A 16,546-nucleotide genomic window follows, 5' to 3' on the forward strand; every position below is an offset into this window, starting at 1 on the left:
ACCACGCTCAGCGGCTCGCGAGTGTGCGCGACTGGACGGCCATCTGCTTGCGTCAGGATTTCCATGGTCACGTCACTTTCAAGTTGTTGGTCGGGCCGCATCAATGCGACCTCCCCGTCTCGAACCACTGTGTGCCGTTGTGGCAGGCCGTCAGGGTGTCGTTGGCGACGCTGGTGAATGTGCCGCCGCCGTTCAGGTGGATTGCGCCATAGGATCCCGTGCTGCTGTAGACCGATAGAGCCCCCGCAAACACGAATGTTGCGCACTTCCCGGCGTAGCCGTTAGCAATCTGTCCGAACGATGTAGTGCCAGTGACATTGAAGACGCTGCCCGTATTCGGAACGACCAGCGTAGATGCCGACGCGATCGACTGCACCGTCATCGTCGAGTTGGCGATTCCCCCCGTGAAACTGCCAAAGTCGTTGCCGTTGAGGAAAACCTTGGAAGTTGGGACCGTCGTTCCGACCGCCGTCCCCGTAACATTGCCAAAGCGCACGTTATTGATGCTCACCTGGGCGGTCGACGACGCGACGACGACACCATTGACGATAGGAGCATTCGTGCCGAGCAAGCCGCCGTTGATGATGGTATCGCCTTTCGACACGAGAATGCCGTACGCGCTGCCGCCAAAAACGGTCGTGTCGTTGAGGGATGTTACTCCAGCATCGGTTGCGACTTCGATGCCCGCCCGAGCCTGCGCCGCACCTTGAAAGCCAACAACACGGGTATCTGCGGAAAAGCCTTCGATCAGAATGCCAACGGAATTTGCAAGGATCGGGACGGTATCGAAGAGGTTATCGGTTGAGAATCCGATGACGCTGGTCGTGTTGACGTTCTTAATATGAAGGCCGTGCAGATACCCGTAACAAAAGCTGTCGCTGATATGTGACCAATCGACCGTATCGTGGAGGTAGATGCAGTCGCCTTGGCGGCCGTTGTTCTGGTTCGTGCCGCCGGTACCGCCGATCGTGCCGAACGGCCACGCATGCAGATGGCTGATCCACGGGATGTCGAGCGAGGCGCTGATCTCGATATTGTTGATGTTGTCGGCATAGAGATAGTCGATGCGCGGGCGCTGGCAGGCGGTGCAGTTGAACGCCTTGTTGAAGCCGATGATCATCGCGCGCGAGATGCTGATATCGTCAGCCGAGCTCACGATCGCGGTGCCAGCGTAGGCGCTGCTGTCGACCGACGGAAACGACATCCCATAGCGATAGATGATCGCGCTCGAGATTCCCGAACCGCTCATCATCGTAATCGAGGCCGTGCTGGCGAGCCGTAGGATGCCACAGGTGTAGAGGTTGTAGGGCACGCTCGAATTATTGCCGGGCGTGCCTGGCATGTCGCAGCTACCCTTCAACATGACCCCCACCGGGATCGTGAGGTTCGATGCGATCCGATACGCGCCCTTGAAGCGAACGATGCCGCCGGCACCGCCTGAATATTTGTTGAGCGCGCTCTGGAAGCACGCCGTGCTGTCCGAAACGCCCGTCGCGTCGCAGCCGTTGAAGTCCTGGACATCGGTCATGTCGGCGAGCTTCGCCGTGATCGAGCGGACGCGGGCGCCGGTCGATACATCCTGATAAGGCACACCAGCCGGAACCGCTGTGCCGTTAACGGCACACGCGAGGCCAGTCGCCGCCGTCATCCAGCAATCGCCGTCGCTTGGGGCTGCAGGCGGGGTGCCCTGCGGGATCTTGATCGACGCCGCACCCGTGGTCGACGGATTGACGACCATTTTGTCGCCGAGCTGCAACTGGCCGGGCTGACTCCCGACCATCGTCATTGGCTTCTTGTCGGACGCGTTCGCGTGGCCGGCGATCAGCGCCGCCGCCAGGACGAGCAATTTGAGACGCTTCATGGCGCGATCCTTGCGATTATTGCACGTAGGCGGGGTTGATCGTGAAGAAGATGCCGAGCCTCGGCATCGCTTGGCCGAGCGACTGGCTGATGTGCCCCGTCGTGGTCGGCTGGGTCGTGGTGAAACCGCCGGGCACGGTTTCGCTCAACCACACCCCGGGGATCGCAGCTGCGGTCACCGTGACGCCAGCATTGATCCCGAGCATGTTGATCACCGCTGCTTGCCCAATCACGTAGGCGGACTGAACGAAGCCGCTTGCCGCGGTGCTCAGGTCGGTTGCGATCGCGTTCCGGACGCTCAGCACGCCCGCGCTGCTGTAAATGTTGACGAAAGCATTCGCGGCGATCGGCTCGGTGACGACGGCAGTGGCCTGCAGCGCGGCTTGAGACAGCAACGAGGCGAAGGCGGCGTTCAGCTGCGCCGCGGTCAGCGTCTGCCCGTCAACAAATGCCATCGGAGTTCACCTTGAAAATGGATGCGGACGGGCGAACGCTGCAGGTCAGGAGCCGATCGCGATCCAGTTGAACTGAAAGGAGCTGTTTGCCGCGGCGCCAGATGCTGTGCCGAAGCTGGCACTATAGGCGTTGAATCCGCTCAGGGTCGATCCGGCCCCAAGCTGCACCGTTCCCCACGCGCCGATCGCGGCGGACGTGTTGCTGATCGTCGGGACGACGACGTAGACGGCGTTCGGGAAAGGGATCGGGAACACGACGGCGGCTGAACCGGATCCGGTCGAATCGACGCCCCATTGAAGGATCGTGCCGTTGGGAAATTTCTGGTACCCGCGCGCTGCGGCCGACCCGCCTAGCAGTCCTTGAACGAAGGCCGTCGTCGCGAGCAGAGTGGAGTTGTCGGTTGCCACCGGCGTCTGTCCGGCAACCGGTCCCGTGAACGTCCCGCCTGCAATCGGCATCATGCCGGCGAGGCCCGTGCTCAGGAAGGGCGCTCCGGTCGCGACGGTGATGTTCGAATTGGTAATCGTGGTCGCGCCGTACGACACGGTCACGTAATAGAGCGGAACGAAGCCGGTATCGGCCGCCGGCGGGGTCGGGCTTGCAGCAGCGGTGCCCGCCTTCGCGGTCAGGTTGACGGTGACGGGCCGCGTGGTGTTCTGCGCGACGCCGGTGCCGCCAGGGCCTGAGAATGCCACGGTCGGGTTGCTGGCGTTGTAATAGGGCAGCTGGATCGGGTTCGCATCGACCTCGCTGATCGCGCCCTGGATCAGATAGATGACCGACGTCCCCGCGGTGCCCGGCGCGATCAGCGTCAGTCGCTTGTTGTCCGAGGCTGACAAGATGCCCTGCTTGGCGATCAGGTCGGTCGTGTTGGCTGGCAGGCTCGAATAGGCTGAGCTGTCGACGGGGGCCATGCTGTAAAGCGCGCCGGCACCGATCGCGACCGACATCGATGGTACAGTGGTTTGGGTACAGGCCAGTCCGGACGCGACGGTCGAGGTACCGAGAACGTCCATCGCCAGCCGGCCAAGCCCAATCATGGTGTTGCGATTGAGGTTGAGGATGTCGGTCTCGAGCGGAATCGACCCGGCATAGACGATGTTGCGGTTCATGGGCGGCTCCAACAAAAAAGGCGTCCGGAGGCGCCTGATGCAATGAAAGGGTCAGGCCGGTCAGGACCCGAGAGACGAGTTTCCGAGCACGAAGTTGAGGCCCAATACGGTCGGAAGGCGCGACACGGTCGGTCCGATCGCGGTCCACATGATCGTGCCAGCGGGCTTCACCGCGTCGATAGCGGCGTAGATGTCTGCTATCGCCGCGCGCTCCGAAAGCGACGACAACGAGGCATATTCCAGACGGCTCGGCGTGCTGTAGCCGCCGGTCTGGATCCGATACCCGGCGACCTGCGGGATACCGATCCCGGGCAGGAAGTTGACCGTGATGAATGCCTGAAAGGGCAGGTTGGTCGAGCCGTACCCACCGGCGACGCTATACCCGAGCAGAGGGCCGCCGTAGACGCCGGTGTCGGCGGGCCGCAGCGGCTCGAAGATCGATGGCGCGGTGCCAGTCAACTGCGTCAGGACTGAGATCATCCCGGCACGTGTCCCGCGCTCGCGGAACATGTTGGCGAGGATTCTCGCGCGCATCGACGCATCGGATTGGCCGGGTCCGCGGCGGACGGCGGCACCGAAGAAGTCCTGCGCGATCAGATCGAGCCAGCCATCGGTTGCGGTGGTGATCCGCGTCTGCAGCCTGGCATAGGCGTAGAGGCTGTAGATGAACGACCAAGCCGATGCGAACGCCGCGATCAGCGCCGCCAGCACGGGGTTGCTGTCGCCGAACCACGGCGGCAGCGCCGTGGTGATCCGCGCCGTGATATCGGCAGCGTCACCTTTCGCCATCAGCTGACGATCACCGAACCGGCAATGATCGCCTGCTGCGGCGTCGCGGGCAGATCGACCATGGCCCCATTGACGGTGAGCAAGGTGACCTCGGTCACGCCGGGCGAGGCATCATAGGCGACCTGGAACAGCCGCGACCACGCCAGCGACACGCCAAGGGGCAGCGCGTTGACGTAAGCCGCGAGCGCGGTCTGCAGTGTCGCCGCGACGACGGCATGACTGTAGCCCGCCCCCGTCGTGATCGTTGCCGCGATACCGGCGGTGACGACGACCGGCGCGAACACCCCGAAGCTCGAGGTCAGCGGGCGCACCGCGTCGATCGCCGACGAGACGGTCGAGATCAGGCCGCTGGAGGGCGCGCCGCTGCCGTCGTCGATGACGACATAGAAATAGCCGGGCTGGTAGACCCCCGCATAGGTGTAATTCTCGGTCAGCGTGTAGGTCAGCCCGGCCTGCAGCGTGGTGATCGCATAGCCGACAGCGCCCTTGGTCGCCTTGGAGAGCGACGCGATATAGGCGATGAATCGGACGCGAAAGGCGGCGTCCGTCTCCGCGTCGAGGCCGTTGGTGAACGCCGTCGCGTTGCTGACCGTATCGATCCCGGAGATCGCCTGGCCGAGCGTATTGATCGCGCCGACCGCCGCGTTGCCGCTGGACCCCGCCGATGCCGATGCGACCGGCACGCTTGTTGAAGCCGTGCCCGCGGTCAGCACGTAGCCGCCGGCGACAGCGTTATAGGCTGCGTTCGTCGTGTCGATGATCACGCGATAGGTCTGCGTGCCGTCGGTCGTCTGGATCAGCGCGCCGACGGGCACCGTGGCGTTCAGCGTCGCGGTGAACCGCGCGAAGGTGACCACGCCGGTCGCGGCGACGGCACCGAGCCGGGTCAGCGCGTAATCGGCCATCCAGCTGTCGAGATCGGCGCCAGCGGCGGTCGCGGCGCGCGTCGTCGCGAGCAATTGCAGGATCAGGCCCTGGAGCCACATCACGGTCGCTGCGCTGGCCTCGATGACCGCGCGCAGGATCGAGCCGACCGAGAAGTCGGCGAGATAGCGCGTGCTGCCGCCCTGCGTCGCCGTTGCCTGGTCCTGCACGACCTGAGCGAAGGTCTTGGTCTGCAGCGCCATAGGTTCAGCCTGTCACGTTGAAGGATAGCGTGGCCGGTTGGCCCGTTGCGGCGTCGCTGTAGGCGATCGAGACAGCGAACCCGCCGCCGGCCTGGTTGGGGATCGCGCCGACCTGGATGACCGGCTCGGGCAGCTTCGCGACCGCGGCTTCCATCAGGATCTGACCGCGGATCAGCGCCCGGATTTCCTTGATCTGCGCGGTGCGGCCGATCCACTGCGGCAGGCCCGCACCATAGTCGGGCTGGAAGATGTAATCGCCCGGGTTAGTCAGCAGCCGCCGCAGGATCCGCTGCTGCCCGCGAACCGTGGTATCGACGGCCTGCACATCGCCGCTATTCGACGCCGACAGATCGGACCCGAAATAGTGATAGAGATCGGAGAGGTTCACGATGTGCCCCTTTCCTGATTGATGAGATTGCGCGCGACGCGACCGCACGGCGCTGGTGTGCGCCGCGGCGTCGGGATCATGCGAGATACAAGGGGAGGCGGGTGCCGTTCGCGGCTAACCCAACTTGGCGGATTTAGCATGATGTCGCGGCAGATGTACAGTCCGAACGCGCGCTTATGCGGCTGGCGTTCCGCTGTTGCCGCTGCCGGGCTGAACGCCGGTGTGATGGTGCGTCGTCAGGCCGATTCCGTTGGCCGAGAACGTGCCAGTGTGCGTCCAGTTGCCCACGCTGCTGATCGTGCCGTCGCCGTTCAGCGTGACTGCAGCGCCATGCCCATCGGCGAGCATCAGCTTGCCGTCCGTCGTCAGCTTGATCGATTGCCCGGCCTTGTGGACAAGCCACGCCTCGCCCGAGGGCACGTTGAGCGGCCGGTCGCTGTCGTTGAAGAAGCGCCATCCGACGCTGCCGACCCCGCCGTCGGCTTCCTGGAAGTCGACCTCGACCGCGTCACCGACCGACGGGGCCAGCATCAGGCCCCAGCCATTGCCAACCCACATCGATTTGAGCGGCATCCAGTCGGTCAGGGTATCATCAGGCTGCAGCCGGACGCGGACCGCATGGTTTGCCGGGTCATAGCCGTCGACGATGCCGTGGCGCGTCGGTGCGCGCGAGCTCGACGCCTCTTCTGAGGCGCGCCGCATGTGGTTGAGGATCTGGTCCATCATGACTGCGCCTCGACGTCGGCGCTGATGTTCTTGGCGGTGACGGTCATTCGATACCCCTCGTCGTGCGACATCGAGCGCTTGACCGAGTCCGGGTAATAATCCTGGTCCCATGCCGTGCCCGTGCCCCGGACCTGCACGACGAGCGAGCAGCTCATCAGGTCGTCGGCGGGGAGGTCGGCGCTCATGGTGACCATGTGCTTCGTGATCTGGTCGTAATAGCGCTGCGCCCGCTGCTGCGCCTGGTCCTGCGTCAGCCCGGCGATCGAATAGTGATATTTGATCGGGTCAGCTGCGCCAGATTGCCCGGGCTTGGTCGCTTTCGGCGATTTCGGCCAGCTCGCCTCGAAGCCCTTCTTCTGCTTGGCGTTCCAGCTCCGCACGGTCACCACGACGCCCTTGGCGATCGTCAGCGAACGGTCGAACCGCACCGTCGAGACGTTCGAACTCGGCACCGGATCGATGCCGGGCAAGCGGTAGACGATGGCGTAGCGGTTGCCAGAATCCTTGGGCTTGGGCTGGAAATGCAGCTCGCGCGCCGTCACGAAGACGTCGAAGTCCTCGAACTCGGCAAGCTCGACCAGGATATCCCACTCGCTGCGCTCCTGCGTCTGGCTGATGTGGTTCTGGGTGTAATAGGTCCCGACCAGCGCCGTCGTCGCGGTCGCGATCGGTGACAGACCGTGGCGCCCGGCGAGGATGGCGACGATTTGGCTGGCAGTCTTGTTGAGGAAGCCCTCGTTGGTCTTGGTGTCGATCAGCGTCGCCGTGAGATCGCGGCCTGAGACCGAGAGCGTGCCGGCAAGGGGATCGAATTCGATGTCGTCAGTCTGCCCGAGAATGAGACGGTCGGATGCGGCCGGGTAATAGGCGCCGGTACCGGTCCAGTCCTCGGTCGCGAAAAGCTCGACCTCGATGCTGGTTTGCGTGCTGAACCACGCGATGCTGGTTACAGCCGGCAGATCGTACGCCGCGAACTCGACGCGGAAGGTGTCGGCCGCGCGAAAGGCGTTGTTGTCGACCTCGAGGCTGATCCACGCGTCGACCAGCGTCCCGTTGATCTTGACCGCGCCGCGCGGGCTGCGTGCCCGGCTGGTCGGGTGCGCGTTGATGTCAGGCATTGAGCACCCCGCCGCCGTTGCTCGACGGCTTCGGCGGAATGACGAGCGTGGTCACCCCGCTCAGCACGGGGTCGGTCAGCCGGTTGGCCTGTGCGAGCGCAGCCCAATCCATCGCATCGCCATATTGCGCGGCGGCGATCTGGAAGAGGTTCCCGCCGACCAGCGTCAGGGAGGACGAGCCCGAGCTCATCGCCGCGACATTGACCGCCATGCGACCGAGTGTGCGATCTAGCCCGACGAGCGGCGCCACATTCTGTACGACCGCGATCTGGCTGATGAACGCGGACGCCATCGCCAGCGGGTCCCCGCCGAGCGCAACGCCTGCGATGCCGGGTGCGGCGCCGATCGTGCCGGAGGCCGCGGTGATCATCGCTTCCGCCAGCGCGCGGGCCGCACCGATGGGCGTTCCCAAGGCAGTGATGGTGCTCGCGGGTGCCGTCGCGAAATCGCCGATCGCGGCGACAGCCGAAGTGAGCGTCGCCATCAGGCCTGAGAGACCGGGGTCGCCGATCTCGTCCGACAGTGCGTTCGCTGCATCGAGGTCATCGTTGACCAGTTGCTCGACGCTCAGCGGCGGGACATCGGTGATCGGCGCGGTATCGTCGGTCACGACCTCGCAGCGGATCTGGTACGAGATGCGCGATTCGAGGACGTAATCGTAATCCACGGACTCGATCAGGACCGTGTAGGCGAGCTCGTCCCACGTCAGCGGCACCGGCGCACCGGCCTCGCAGACGCCTTTGAGGTAGCGGGCGGCGGCAAGGGCGTTCTCGCCGATGAACCATCCCGACCAGGCCAGCGCGTGCGGCGAGCGGCCCATCGCATCGACCACGCGCTTGCCGCCGACCAGCTTGTGGACGGTGAGCGCCTGGCTCGCGCCGAACGGGATCCGCTCGGGAACCTCGAAGCGGCCGAAGATGAAGTCGCCGAGCTGGACCTTGACCATCAGCGGCCGCCAGCGACGGCGGGACGCGCGCGCGACGCGTCGAAACCGGAACCGCCGGTGTTGGGCTTGCCCATCGCGCGGCCTTGGTTATTCGAAATTACGGGCGTTAGATGCTTACCCACGAGATGCTTATCCAGATACACGTCGCCGGCGCGTTGAGGTTGAGCGCCCGCTGGACGAACGGCCGGGCTGTTGCCGTCCGGTGACCCAGCGAAGCTGGTCTTCGGGATCTGGAACAGCGGGTTGATGCGGTTCACCCCGGCGATGATCGTGTTGATGATCGTCTGGAACGTGAGCAGGAAGGCGTGCCCGAAGCTGCCGAGCGCGCCGAGGATGTCCCCGTGGAAGAGCTTGTAGAAGCCGGTGTAGATATCCTTGCAGATCGTGAAGAACGCCGCCTTGATCTCTTTCCAGTTGTTCCAGACGAGCAGGCCTACGACCGCGATTGCAGCGATAGCGAGACCGATGGGGCTTAGGGCCAACATGATTCCTGTACGCACGAAGTTTCCTACGGCAAAAAGCCCCGCCCGGATGAACGGTCCGAACGCTGCCATGCCAGCCCGAAAGAACGGACCAAGCACACCCATCGACGCACGAAAGGCGATCAGCAAACCTCTCCCAGCTGTCGCTGCGATAGCCGGGAGTTTCATCAGCAATTGCCCGAACAGGCCGAGGACACGGCCGAACCAAGTCAGGCCCGTCACGGCGTAACGCGCGACACCGGCCAATTTGCCGATGAGCAAGAGGCCCTGAATGCCCGCCGTAAAGAGCGCGATGCCGCCGCCAATCACGGCAAGGGTAGACACGAGCGCGAGGCCGCCAAACGCCAGTTTGGCGATCGTCTGGTGGTTATCAACGAAATTGTCCAAGCGGGTAAGCGCTGCTGCTGCCAACTCCAGCCCGCGCACGTAGTATGGCATGATCGTTTTCCCGATCAGAAGCTTCAGGTCCGCCTCTTTTTTCTCGAGGTTCATGGCTGCCAAGAGCGGCTTATTTCGAGGGTCGGCGGTGACCTGCCCTATGCCCTGTGAGCGGTTATATGCTTGGATCGACTCCAGCAGCACCGGCATCTGAGACATGATCTTGTTATAGACCTTTGAGCCAGTCCCACCGAACAGCACAGCGTTTTCGCGCTCGATATCCGTGCGGCTGGTGATACCCGCGCTCGCATAGCGCTTCATCATCTCCTTTGCGTAGTCGACTGAATTAGTTGCCTGGAGTTGCGCGAGACTTTCGTTCTGTTGTTTGCCGCTGGCATCGGTCATGCCCAGACGCTTCATCTCCGCTTGGAGTCGGCGAGGCATTAGTGCCGTCATCCCGTTTGTGCGGGTGTATGCCGTGCGCAAGCCAACGGCAGTCTGCGATCCGCCGAGCTCGCCGATGATGGGCTCAAGGGCGCCGAAAATGGTGGTCAGGTCGAGTTGGTTAGTCGCAGAAGAGCCGTATGCGACGAACTGCTTGAGTTGCCGCTCGTCGACCATCCGACCCGACGACATAGCAGCCTTAAACACGCCGTCGGCGATTGCTGCCGCGCGCTTCGGGTCGGTGATGCCGCCCATGATTTCGACGGTCTTGTTGAGATTGCGCATCGCCTGCTCGGCAGCTACGCGCTTATCGCCATCCAGCATACTGGTTGCGACTTCGTATCGCGCGAGAACGGGTGCCATCGTGCGCGCAGCGGCAGTGGCCTTTGCCCCCGACATGCCCGATTGGCGGAACGAGCCCTGCGCATCGGCGAAGATGCGGATCCGGTCATTGATCGAGGTGCCGATGATGTTGGTCGCTTCGGCGAACTTGCGCGCATCAGCGATCTGGCTGTCGCCGAGCCCCATCTGGCGCAGCGAGCCGAGCGCGCGCTCGTATTTCATCGCCTCTTCGATCGGGCCCTTGAACAGCGAAAGACCCGCGAAACCGGCACCGGTAAGCGCACCGCCGACTGCCGCCAGCTTGCCGATCGACTTCAATCGTGCTTCAAGACCCTTCGCATCTGCGTCGGTCTGCTTGAAGTGGCGGCTCATCAACTGGAGACCGCGCGTCACGCCGTCGATAAGCGACACCCGAACCGCGACCTTATAGGCTTCGAACGACATGAAACCCCTCCGTAAAATGCAGTTGTGGTTGGCCGATCGGAACCCGGCGTTCGATAAGCCGAGCCTTTACAAGCGGACTTTCGAGCCCGAGCCCGTCGGCTTGAAAGGATGGGACGCCGTGCTGATGGGCATGGTGTCATTGCTTCTTTTGTTCGTCGGGATAGCCGGCCTTCTTGTCGGCATTTTCCTACTCGGCGTGATCATCTCGACCTGGATCTCTTAGCCCTCAATCGTCTGATCGTAGCCGAGGCTCGGATGCACCAGATCTCCGCCGATGATGCCCGCCACGACCGCGCCGCCGAGCGCCGCGAGGATCGCGTCGTGATTGCGCTCTGCGGCAGGGCCTAGGACCGGGCGCGGCGGGATCCGCTCGGTGCCGAATTCCTGGTAGACCATGATGTCGCTGTCGGAGCCGATCTCCGCCTCCAGGTCGCCGACGCGATGCCCGATGCTGTCGCGCAGACCGCCCGTGCGCAGCAGAGGATCGTTGGGCGTGAAGCCCAGCCGCTCGCGTTCAGACTGGGTCGCTTCCGCGAGCTCGGGCCACTCGTCGAACGCACCGATCGCCGGCTGATAGACGCCGAACTCGCTTTTGGCGGCCTTTTCGATCTTGGTGGCGATCCGCTCGAGCGCGGCATTGGCGGCGGTGTGGATGACCACCTCGCGCTCAGCGAACTGGAGCGCCATGTCGAGCAGAGACAGTTCCACGCGAACACTCCAAATATAAACGGCGGCCCGAAGCTGGACTTTCTGCCGAACCAAAGTAGCGTCGATGCCACTCGAAGGGGGCAAAGCTATGGACGAAAAACCCAAGGACGATGTGAAATCCAAGATCGCTGGCTGCGGGTGTCTGTTGGTCATCACGCTCGTCGCGGCTGCGTGGATTGGTTCCGGCTCTTCGTCCAACGTGGCGACCAATAACAGCATCGACGCCGCCGAGACGATTGACGGAAACACGCTCGCCTTGACGACACCGCCGGCTGCTCAAAGCCACAACTATACCGAAGAATCAAAGGGAATTTATTACTACGTCGGCGCAGTATCGGAAAACGCAAAAGCACAAGGCGTTGCCGCAGGTCAGGTATCAGGATTCAAGTTCTACGGCACAACCGACGACGACCAATATATTCTTGGACTCGTCGATGATAATGGACGTACTGTCGGCAAGGCGTTCTGCAACGATCCCTGCGTGATCGTACGGCCGACCATAGGCGAAAAATTCGGGGCCAAAGACACGATCATCGGCGCGGCATTCCAAGATGCGATCACTGGTCAGATGAAAAAGTACAAGCCCTAAGTCTCTTCCTCGAACGCCATCGTCTCGAAATTGAACTTCCCGCCCTGGAAGATCGAGAACCGGATCGACATCGCTTGGCGCATATCCGGGGAGACGGCGAACGCGACATCAAACGGGACGCCGTTGTGAACGAGCCAGAGGCACTCGCTCAGGTCGGCGTCCCTCAGGAGTTTTTTACGTCACCCGTCGACGGCGCTTCGTTCATGAAATTGGCGAACACGCCGGCCTGCGCCGCCTCGTTGCCCTCGTCACCGAGCCGCCCGTATAGCGCGCGCAGCTCGCCCTCGCTGCCAGGCGTGACGACCGGATTGCCGTCGATCGCAGCGACAAACTTGAGGTGGAAGATCTCGGCGAGATAGATCTGGTTGACTTCGCCGCCGCTGCCCGAGCCCGCCGCCTTGGCGAAGTCGAGATTGGCGAGCGGTGACGGCTTTTTCAGCGTGATCGTGCGACCGCGATCGTCGGTCACGTCGAAAGACTTGGCCGCAGCCTTGACGATCTGCGCGCTGGGGGTGTCGAGCGTGACGGTCGCGCCGCCGGTGGTGAAGGTCGTGGGTTCGGTCATGATCAGGCCTGCTTGATGCGGCGGCCAGCCATGAAGCTGACCGACTGGTTGACGGACTTGTCGGCGGTCCACTCGCCGGGATCGTCGAACTTCAGCAGCACGCGCTCGAAGCGGAACTGCGAGATCGCGCCGTTCGGCTCCTGGATCGTCTGCTGCATGGTCGCGGGTGGTTCGTCGGTGCCGGCGTAATAATTGCGCTCGAGCTGCTCGAAATAGATGTCGAGCTCGGGTCCGCGGCGCTCCAGCTTAAAGCTGCCGGACCAGCCGTCATAGAAGCGCAGGTTGTCGGTCGAGCCGTCGAGCGGCTTGATGCGCTGGTCGGTCGTATCCTGCTTGGCGTTGAACGAGGTGACCTTGCCCAGACGCAGCGGCGTGCCGTCGGGGAGAATGACCGCGAGCGTGATGTCGCGGCCGATCGAATAGCCTTGCTGTGGCATTGGGGAGGGCTCCTAGGGAATGCGCGGGGGGAGGGCGATCAGACGATCTGCGACGTGACCTTGACCGACTGGCCAGCCTCTACGTTGATCAGCAGCTGCGTGATGACCGAGAGATAGGTCACGCGGACATCGGCCTGCAGGTAGCCGAGCGCCACGCGCGCCGGCAGGTTGTTGAGCGCGCTCATCACGACGCTGAACGGCTGCTTGGTCGCGTCCGACGCGTCGCCGATCATGCCCTGGTTCCAGAGGTTGCCGAGGAACGCGTTCAGCGTGGCCTGCGCTTGGTTGCGCACCGCCGGGCTCTGGAGCCGACCGACATAGATCCCCATGCCGCCGCTCAGCGTATAGGCGATGTAGTTGGTCAGGCGCGGGTAGTTGTCGCCGTTGATGACCGCGTTCGACGAGGTGTTCCGCCCGATCCGGACGCCGAAGGAATTGCCGGCCGGGATCGGGTTGGCAATGAGGTCGATGCCGGCCTGCGCCAGCGTCTGGAGATCGGCGCTGCTGTAGACCGCGTTCTGGTAGCTCTTCTGCGTGCCGACGATGCCGTAGAGCGGCTTGTTGAGGCTCGACTGCTCGGGCGACAGCGCCGAGAGGCGGCCAGCGACGAAGCTCTGCGGCGAGATCAGGCGGACCTGACCGTTGACGGTGTCGTTGAAATACACCCAATCGCCGAACATCAGCTTCATCGTGTAGCTGTCGATGCCCGCGGTCGCCTTGGCGCTCACGGCGTTCGTGATCGTGTCGCCGGACGGGCCGGTCGCGATCATATAGACTCCCTCGCTGAGGCCGTAGGCGACCTGCAGCGTCCACGTCGTGGAATCATCCGCATCGGCCAGCATCGCGACCGAGGCGCCCGACGAGCGCAGCGCGTACATGCCCTTGCGGGCCGTCGTGTCCTGCCCGATCAGCACGGTGCTGGTGATCGTGGTCGCACCATCGAGCCCGCCGACAAGCGTCGCCGAACTTGCGGTCGGCGCGCCGGTGCCTGCGCCCGCTGCCGCGACCACCAGCTGCGAGGGGCCGCGCAGCGCCGAGGTGCCGTTGTTGAGCGCCGTCGCGATCGCCACCCACAGCGCGTTCGCGGTCAGACCGGAGCCGATGTTGTCGAACACCTCGGGCACGAGGCCGGGTAGGGTGACCGTGGCCTTCCACGTCCCGGTCTGGCTGCCGGCCGCAAGCGCGACTGCAACGCTGTTGCCGAGCGTGCCGGTGTAGCGCGCGGTGACGGTTACGCCGTTCGTGCCGAGCGTGGCCGTGGCCGCGGCGTCGGTGCCGTCGGTGACGCGGACGCAGCGCATGTTGTTCGCGCCGTTGAGAACCGCGCCCCAGACGGCAGTGCCCATGTCGTACTTGCGCGGCTGGACGTTGCCGAACTTCTGGACAAAATCGGCGAGGCTGCCGACGGTGACCGGCGCGTTCACCGGCCCCCATTGCGCGGTGCCGACGATCCCGAGGATGTTGGTCGGCAAGCCGTTGAGGAAGGTGTCCGACGGCGGCTGAATTTGGACATAGACGTCGGGCACGACGAGCGCGGTGGTGTTGATCGCGCCTTGCGGGAAAACGGGCATGCGTGGGCTCCTTTACGAGGCGCTGGAGGTGTTGGAAGCGAGCTGCGCTGCCGCGTTGGCGGGCGGTGCGGGCTCGGGCTCGGGATCGGCGACCGCGACGACGAACGCCGCCTGCTCGGTTTCGAGGATCTCCGCGATCGCGGTGGAATCGGTGATGCTTTCGCCGACGACATGGTCGCCGAACGCCTGGATGACGCGGAGCATGGGCTTGTCCTCTACGGGCGGGTGATGGTGACGGTGGGGCCGGTCGGGTCGGGCGTCGGTCCTGCGGTGAGGGTGGTGACGGTGCTGATGATGTTGAAAGCGGGAAGAGCCTGCACTGTCGCGTAATTGACCGCGTAAAACAGGTCGCGCCGATAGATCCCAGCTTTCTGCTGGTCGTCGTTCTGCGTCGAATTGACGAACGACACGATGCCGGTCGAGCCATCCGAGAGTATGATGCGAGTCGTGATGGAGAGAGCCACGTCAATGGCGTTCGCGACAGCATCCCGGTGATCGAAGCACGATGCCCATACCGTGATCTGAAAGGTCTTGGTCTGGCGCCGGAGCTCACGCGAGGTCACCCCTGTCGTGCCCGTATTGCTGTCGTCGATCCATTCGGTGTCGCCGAGCATGATCGAGGTGATCTTTTCGCCGGGCCGCGGGAACACCGAGACGTTGACCGTGCCCGCCGCCATGTCCTTCAACAGCGCGTCCGGGTTCGGCCAGCCTGCAAACACCTTGACCGCGTCGCCGGTGACCGATGGTGACGCCGTGCCAAGCGGGTAGGCCGCTGCGCTGATCAGCGTGACGAGCGAGTTCGCCGCAGCAGACTGATCAGCCATGAACTTCGCTTGCGATGATGCGGTAGCCCATGTCGGTAAGTTCCGCTTGCTGGATCGAATAGATCCGGTTGTTTGCGTCGACCAGCCGATCGCCGATGCCGAGTCCGGCGGGAGCAGAGACCGGCAGCAGGATCATCCAGCCCGGCTGCTGGCGCGTGCCGGCCGGCAGCGCATTCGTGGCCTTCTCGTTGCCCTTGCCGAGCAGCATCGAGCAGGGCCAGCCGATGAACGGGGATTGCTGCCCGATCACGTTGACGGCCTCGCCGGCGGAATCGCACAGGCCGGAATAGCCGACGCTGCCGACCGCCCCGGGCGTCTCGACCGCGCGCGTGATGCGCACCGCCTGGTTGCACTCGATCGCCACGATCGGGAGCAGCGACTGCTTGGCGCCGACGAAATAGATCTGAACGCTGTCTGCAGAGACGAGATAGTCTCCGGTGTTGACCAGCCGCCCGTCCATATCGGCGAACCAGATCGGGTGCCCGTAGAGGTTGGGCTTGCGGTAGCTGTTGTCCGCGGCGTTCAGCGCCACGAAGGTGCCGCCCTGGCTGGCGGTGAGCGGGTTCACAGTGCCAGCGGGCCGATAGATCGTGAACGGCGTTCCGATGCGCTGCGCGGCCTTCGCGCGCCCGGCGTAGACGCGAGCGTTGAGGGTCGCGGCGTCCATATCAGGCGCGCATGATGCTGTTCGAGCCGCCGAGGCCGGGACCGGGCGGCAGGCCGATGAACTCGCACATCCGCTGACGCCACATGTCGAACAGCGCGGTGCGGTCCTGGACCTCGCGCTTGTTGTGGGTCCAGACGGCGGCGACATCGGTGTCCAGGTTCGCCGCAGATCCGACGATGTCGGTCTCCAGCGTGGCGAGCTTGGTGAGGAAGGTGTTGATCAGCACGGCCTCTTCCGATGCGGAGAAGTTCGTCAGCCGCGTGTAGAGCGACATGACGGTCATGCCGAAGCGCACGTATACCGTGTCGGTGTTCGCGGTGACCGGCTGCGTCGTGCCGACCAGCCAATAGCCGGCGTAACGACGCACATCGGTCATCTGCGCGTCGGTCAGCATCATGCGGCTTTCGTCTGGGCGGACTTTGGCGCCACTGGCTCGACGTAGAGCTCCATTCCTTCAGCGAGATCGCTCTCGTTGATCACGATGTAGCCGAGCGGGTTATCGTCGCTGATGGGCGCGACAATGCGAGCGGTCGGGAGTTCCATGGTCGGCTTCCTCGGCAGAAAAGGATACGA

The 16,546-nt window shown here is 63.9% G+C and carries 21 protein-coding genes; 2 read left to right on the forward strand and 19 right to left on the reverse strand.

Annotated features, from left to right (window positions below):
- Positions 1 to 100 precede the first annotated feature (100 nt).
- From QN347_RS02620 to QN347_RS02665, 10 genes are all read right to left on the reverse strand, one after another.
- The gene (locus QN347_RS02620; RefSeq protein WP_322163329.1) at positions 101 to 1,861 is read right to left on the reverse strand and encodes a hypothetical protein; all 1,761 of its coding nucleotides are present in this window, start codon (positions 1,859 to 1,861) and stop codon (positions 101 to 103) included.
- Between the two features lie 16 nt (positions 1,862 to 1,877).
- On the reverse strand, positions 1,878 to 2,315 hold the full coding sequence (locus tag QN347_RS02625) for a hypothetical protein (protein WP_322163331.1): 438 nt from the start codon (positions 2,313 to 2,315) through the stop codon (positions 1,878 to 1,880).
- A gap of 45 nt (positions 2,316 to 2,360) precedes the next feature.
- Positions 2,361 to 3,428 (reverse strand): gp53-like domain-containing protein, encoded by a 1,068-nt coding sequence (locus QN347_RS02630; RefSeq protein WP_322163333.1) that lies wholly within the window; start codon positions 3,426 to 3,428, stop codon positions 2,361 to 2,363.
- Between the two features lie 60 nt (positions 3,429 to 3,488).
- On the reverse strand, positions 3,489 to 4,217 hold the full coding sequence (locus QN347_RS02635; RefSeq protein WP_322163335.1) for a hypothetical protein: 729 nt from the start codon (positions 4,215 to 4,217) through the stop codon (positions 3,489 to 3,491).
- Positions 4,217 to 5,344 (reverse strand): baseplate J/gp47 family protein, encoded by a 1,128-nt coding sequence (locus tag QN347_RS02640; RefSeq protein WP_322163336.1) that lies wholly within the window; start codon positions 5,342 to 5,344, stop codon positions 4,217 to 4,219. Before QN347_RS02640 ends, QN347_RS02635 begins: the two co-directional genes overlap by 1 nt.
- A 4-nt stretch (positions 5,345 to 5,348) precedes the next feature.
- On the reverse strand, positions 5,349 to 5,732 hold the full coding sequence (locus QN347_RS02645) for a hypothetical protein (RefSeq protein WP_322163338.1): 384 nt from the start codon (positions 5,730 to 5,732) through the stop codon (positions 5,349 to 5,351).
- 174 nt (positions 5,733 to 5,906) lie between these two features.
- Entirely contained in the window at positions 5,907 to 6,458 is a 552-nt protein-coding gene (locus tag QN347_RS02650; RefSeq protein WP_322163340.1) for a phage baseplate assembly protein V, read from the reverse strand.
- Complete coding sequence (locus tag QN347_RS02655; RefSeq protein WP_322163342.1) at positions 6,455 to 7,576, reverse strand: hypothetical protein; 1,122 nt, start codon at positions 7,574 to 7,576, stop codon at positions 6,455 to 6,457. The genes QN347_RS02650 and QN347_RS02655 overlap by 4 nt, the downstream gene beginning before the upstream one ends.
- Positions 7,569 to 8,522, reverse strand: coding sequence for a hypothetical protein (locus QN347_RS02660; RefSeq protein WP_322163344.1), 954 nt, complete (start codon positions 8,520 to 8,522; stop codon positions 7,569 to 7,571). Before QN347_RS02660 ends, QN347_RS02655 begins: the two co-directional genes overlap by 8 nt.
- Complete coding sequence (locus QN347_RS02665; RefSeq protein ID WP_322163346.1) at positions 8,522 to 10,612, reverse strand: hypothetical protein; 2,091 nt, start codon at positions 10,610 to 10,612, stop codon at positions 8,522 to 8,524. The genes QN347_RS02660 and QN347_RS02665 overlap by 1 nt, the downstream gene beginning before the upstream one ends.
- Here QN347_RS02665 and QN347_RS02670 point away from each other — a divergent pair.
- Positions 10,611 to 10,835, forward strand: coding sequence for a hypothetical protein (locus QN347_RS02670; RefSeq protein WP_322163348.1), 225 nt, complete (start codon positions 10,611 to 10,613; stop codon positions 10,833 to 10,835). The two genes, QN347_RS02665 and QN347_RS02670, sit on opposite strands and share 2 nt — an antisense overlap.
- On the opposite strand, the gene QN347_RS02675 is transcribed toward QN347_RS02670, so the two are convergent.
- Positions 10,832 to 11,320 carry a hypothetical protein gene (locus QN347_RS02675; RefSeq protein ID WP_322163350.1) on the reverse strand — a complete coding sequence of 163 codons (489 nt, stop codon included), beginning with the start codon at positions 11,318 to 11,320 and terminating at the stop codon, positions 10,832 to 10,834. The genes QN347_RS02670 and QN347_RS02675 overlap by 4 nt on opposite strands.
- 88 nt (positions 11,321 to 11,408) lie before the next feature.
- Between QN347_RS02675 and QN347_RS02680 the strand changes: the two genes are divergently transcribed.
- A complete protein-coding gene (locus tag QN347_RS02680) occupies positions 11,409 to 11,909 on the forward strand; it encodes a hypothetical protein (RefSeq protein ID WP_322163352.1) in 501 nt (166 codons plus the stop codon).
- Positions 11,910 to 12,072: 163 nt separating this feature from the next.
- Here the strand turns inward: QN347_RS02680 and QN347_RS02685 are convergent, their stop codons facing one another.
- Genes QN347_RS02685 through QN347_RS02720 form a run of 8 tightly spaced genes read right to left on the reverse strand, consistent with a single transcriptional unit; the run spans position 12,073 to position 16,516 of the window.
- Entirely contained in the window at positions 12,073 to 12,474 is a 402-nt protein-coding gene (locus QN347_RS02685) for a hypothetical protein (RefSeq protein ID WP_322163353.1), read from the reverse strand.
- A 2-nt stretch (positions 12,475 to 12,476) separates the two neighbouring features.
- Complete coding sequence (locus QN347_RS02690) at positions 12,477 to 12,911, reverse strand: hypothetical protein (RefSeq protein ID WP_322163355.1); 435 nt, start codon at positions 12,909 to 12,911, stop codon at positions 12,477 to 12,479.
- Between the two features lie 38 nt (positions 12,912 to 12,949).
- Positions 12,950 to 14,482 carry a hypothetical protein gene (locus QN347_RS02695; protein WP_322163356.1) on the reverse strand — a complete coding sequence of 511 codons (1,533 nt, stop codon included), beginning with the start codon at positions 14,480 to 14,482 and terminating at the stop codon, positions 12,950 to 12,952.
- 12 nt (positions 14,483 to 14,494) lie between these two features.
- Positions 14,495 to 14,686: a hypothetical protein gene (locus QN347_RS02700; RefSeq protein ID WP_322163358.1), complete on the reverse strand. Its 192-nt coding sequence runs from the start codon at positions 14,684 to 14,686 to the stop codon at positions 14,495 to 14,497.
- Between the two features lie 11 nt (positions 14,687 to 14,697).
- Positions 14,698 to 15,306 carry a hypothetical protein gene (locus QN347_RS02705; protein WP_322163360.1) on the reverse strand — a complete coding sequence of 203 codons (609 nt, stop codon included), beginning with the start codon at positions 15,304 to 15,306 and terminating at the stop codon, positions 14,698 to 14,700.
- Positions 15,299 to 15,973, reverse strand: coding sequence for a hypothetical protein (locus QN347_RS02710; protein WP_322163361.1), 675 nt, complete (start codon positions 15,971 to 15,973; stop codon positions 15,299 to 15,301). Before QN347_RS02710 ends, QN347_RS02705 begins: the two co-directional genes overlap by 8 nt.
- 1 nt (position 15,974) lies before the next feature.
- Positions 15,975 to 16,370: a hypothetical protein gene (locus QN347_RS02715; RefSeq protein ID WP_322163362.1), complete on the reverse strand. Its 396-nt coding sequence runs from the start codon at positions 16,368 to 16,370 to the stop codon at positions 15,975 to 15,977.
- Positions 16,367 to 16,516 carry a hypothetical protein gene (locus tag QN347_RS02720; RefSeq protein WP_322163364.1) on the reverse strand — a complete coding sequence of 50 codons (150 nt, stop codon included), beginning with the start codon at positions 16,514 to 16,516 and terminating at the stop codon, positions 16,367 to 16,369. The genes QN347_RS02715 and QN347_RS02720 overlap by 4 nt, the downstream gene beginning before the upstream one ends.
- Positions 16,517 to 16,546: the final 30 nt, after the last annotated feature.

The organism is Sphingomonas sp. 10B4 (assembly GCF_035019905.1).
In the GTDB taxonomy this organism is placed as follows: Bacteria; Pseudomonadota; Alphaproteobacteria; order Sphingomonadales; family Sphingomonadaceae; genus Sphingomonas; species Sphingomonas glacialis.

Excerpts from the sequence above, each read along its gene's own strand:
- QN347_RS02620 (WP_322163329.1), bottom strand. The coding sequence starts at position 1,861 with ATGAAGCGTCTCAAATTGCTCGTCCTGGCGGCGGCGCTGATCGCCGGC.
- QN347_RS02625 (WP_322163331.1), bottom strand. The coding sequence starts at position 2,315 with ATGGCATTTGTTGACGGGCAGACGCTGACCGCGGCGCAGCTGAACGCC.
- QN347_RS02630 (WP_322163333.1), bottom strand. The coding sequence starts at position 3,428 with ATGAACCGCAACATCGTCTATGCCGGGTCGATTCCGCTCGAGACCGAC.
- QN347_RS02635 (WP_322163335.1), bottom strand. The coding sequence starts at position 4,217 with ATGGCGAAAGGTGACGCTGCCGATATCACGGCGCGGATCACCACGGCG.
- QN347_RS02640 (WP_322163336.1), bottom strand. The coding sequence starts at position 5,344 with ATGGCGCTGCAGACCAAGACCTTCGCTCAGGTCGTGCAGGACCAGGCA.
- QN347_RS02650 (WP_322163340.1), bottom strand. The coding sequence starts at position 6,458 with ATGATGGACCAGATCCTCAACCACATGCGGCGCGCCTCAGAAGAGGCG.
- QN347_RS02655 (WP_322163342.1), bottom strand. The coding sequence starts at position 7,576 with ATGCCTGACATCAACGCGCACCCGACCAGCCGGGCACGCAGCCCGCGC.
- QN347_RS02660 (WP_322163344.1), bottom strand. The coding sequence starts at position 8,522 with ATGGTCAAGGTCCAGCTCGGCGACTTCATCTTCGGCCGCTTCGAGGTT.
- QN347_RS02670 (WP_322163348.1), top strand. The coding sequence starts at position 10,611 with ATGAAACCCCTCCGTAAAATGCAGTTGTGGTTGGCCGATCGGAACCCG.
- QN347_RS02665 (WP_322163346.1), bottom strand. The coding sequence starts at position 10,612 with ATGTCGTTCGAAGCCTATAAGGTCGCGGTTCGGGTGTCGCTTATCGAC.
- QN347_RS02680 (WP_322163352.1), top strand. The coding sequence starts at position 11,409 with ATGGACGAAAAACCCAAGGACGATGTGAAATCCAAGATCGCTGGCTGC.
- QN347_RS02685 (WP_322163353.1), bottom strand. The coding sequence starts at position 12,474 with ATGACCGAACCCACGACCTTCACCACCGGCGGCGCGACCGTCACGCTC.
- QN347_RS02690 (WP_322163355.1), bottom strand. The coding sequence starts at position 12,911 with ATGCCACAGCAAGGCTATTCGATCGGCCGCGACATCACGCTCGCGGTC.
- QN347_RS02695 (WP_322163356.1), bottom strand. The coding sequence starts at position 14,482 with ATGCCCGTTTTCCCGCAAGGCGCGATCAACACCACCGCGCTCGTCGTG.
- QN347_RS02700 (WP_322163358.1), bottom strand. The coding sequence starts at position 14,686 with ATGCTCCGCGTCATCCAGGCGTTCGGCGACCATGTCGTCGGCGAAAGC.
- QN347_RS02705 (WP_322163360.1), bottom strand. The coding sequence starts at position 15,306 with ATGGCTGATCAGTCTGCTGCGGCGAACTCGCTCGTCACGCTGATCAGC.
- QN347_RS02710 (WP_322163361.1), bottom strand. The coding sequence starts at position 15,973 with ATGGACGCCGCGACCCTCAACGCTCGCGTCTACGCCGGGCGCGCGAAG.
- QN347_RS02715 (WP_322163362.1), bottom strand. The coding sequence starts at position 16,370 with ATGATGCTGACCGACGCGCAGATGACCGATGTGCGTCGTTACGCCGGC.
- QN347_RS02720 (WP_322163364.1), bottom strand. The coding sequence starts at position 16,516 with ATGGAACTCCCGACCGCTCGCATTGTCGCGCCCATCAGCGACGATAAC.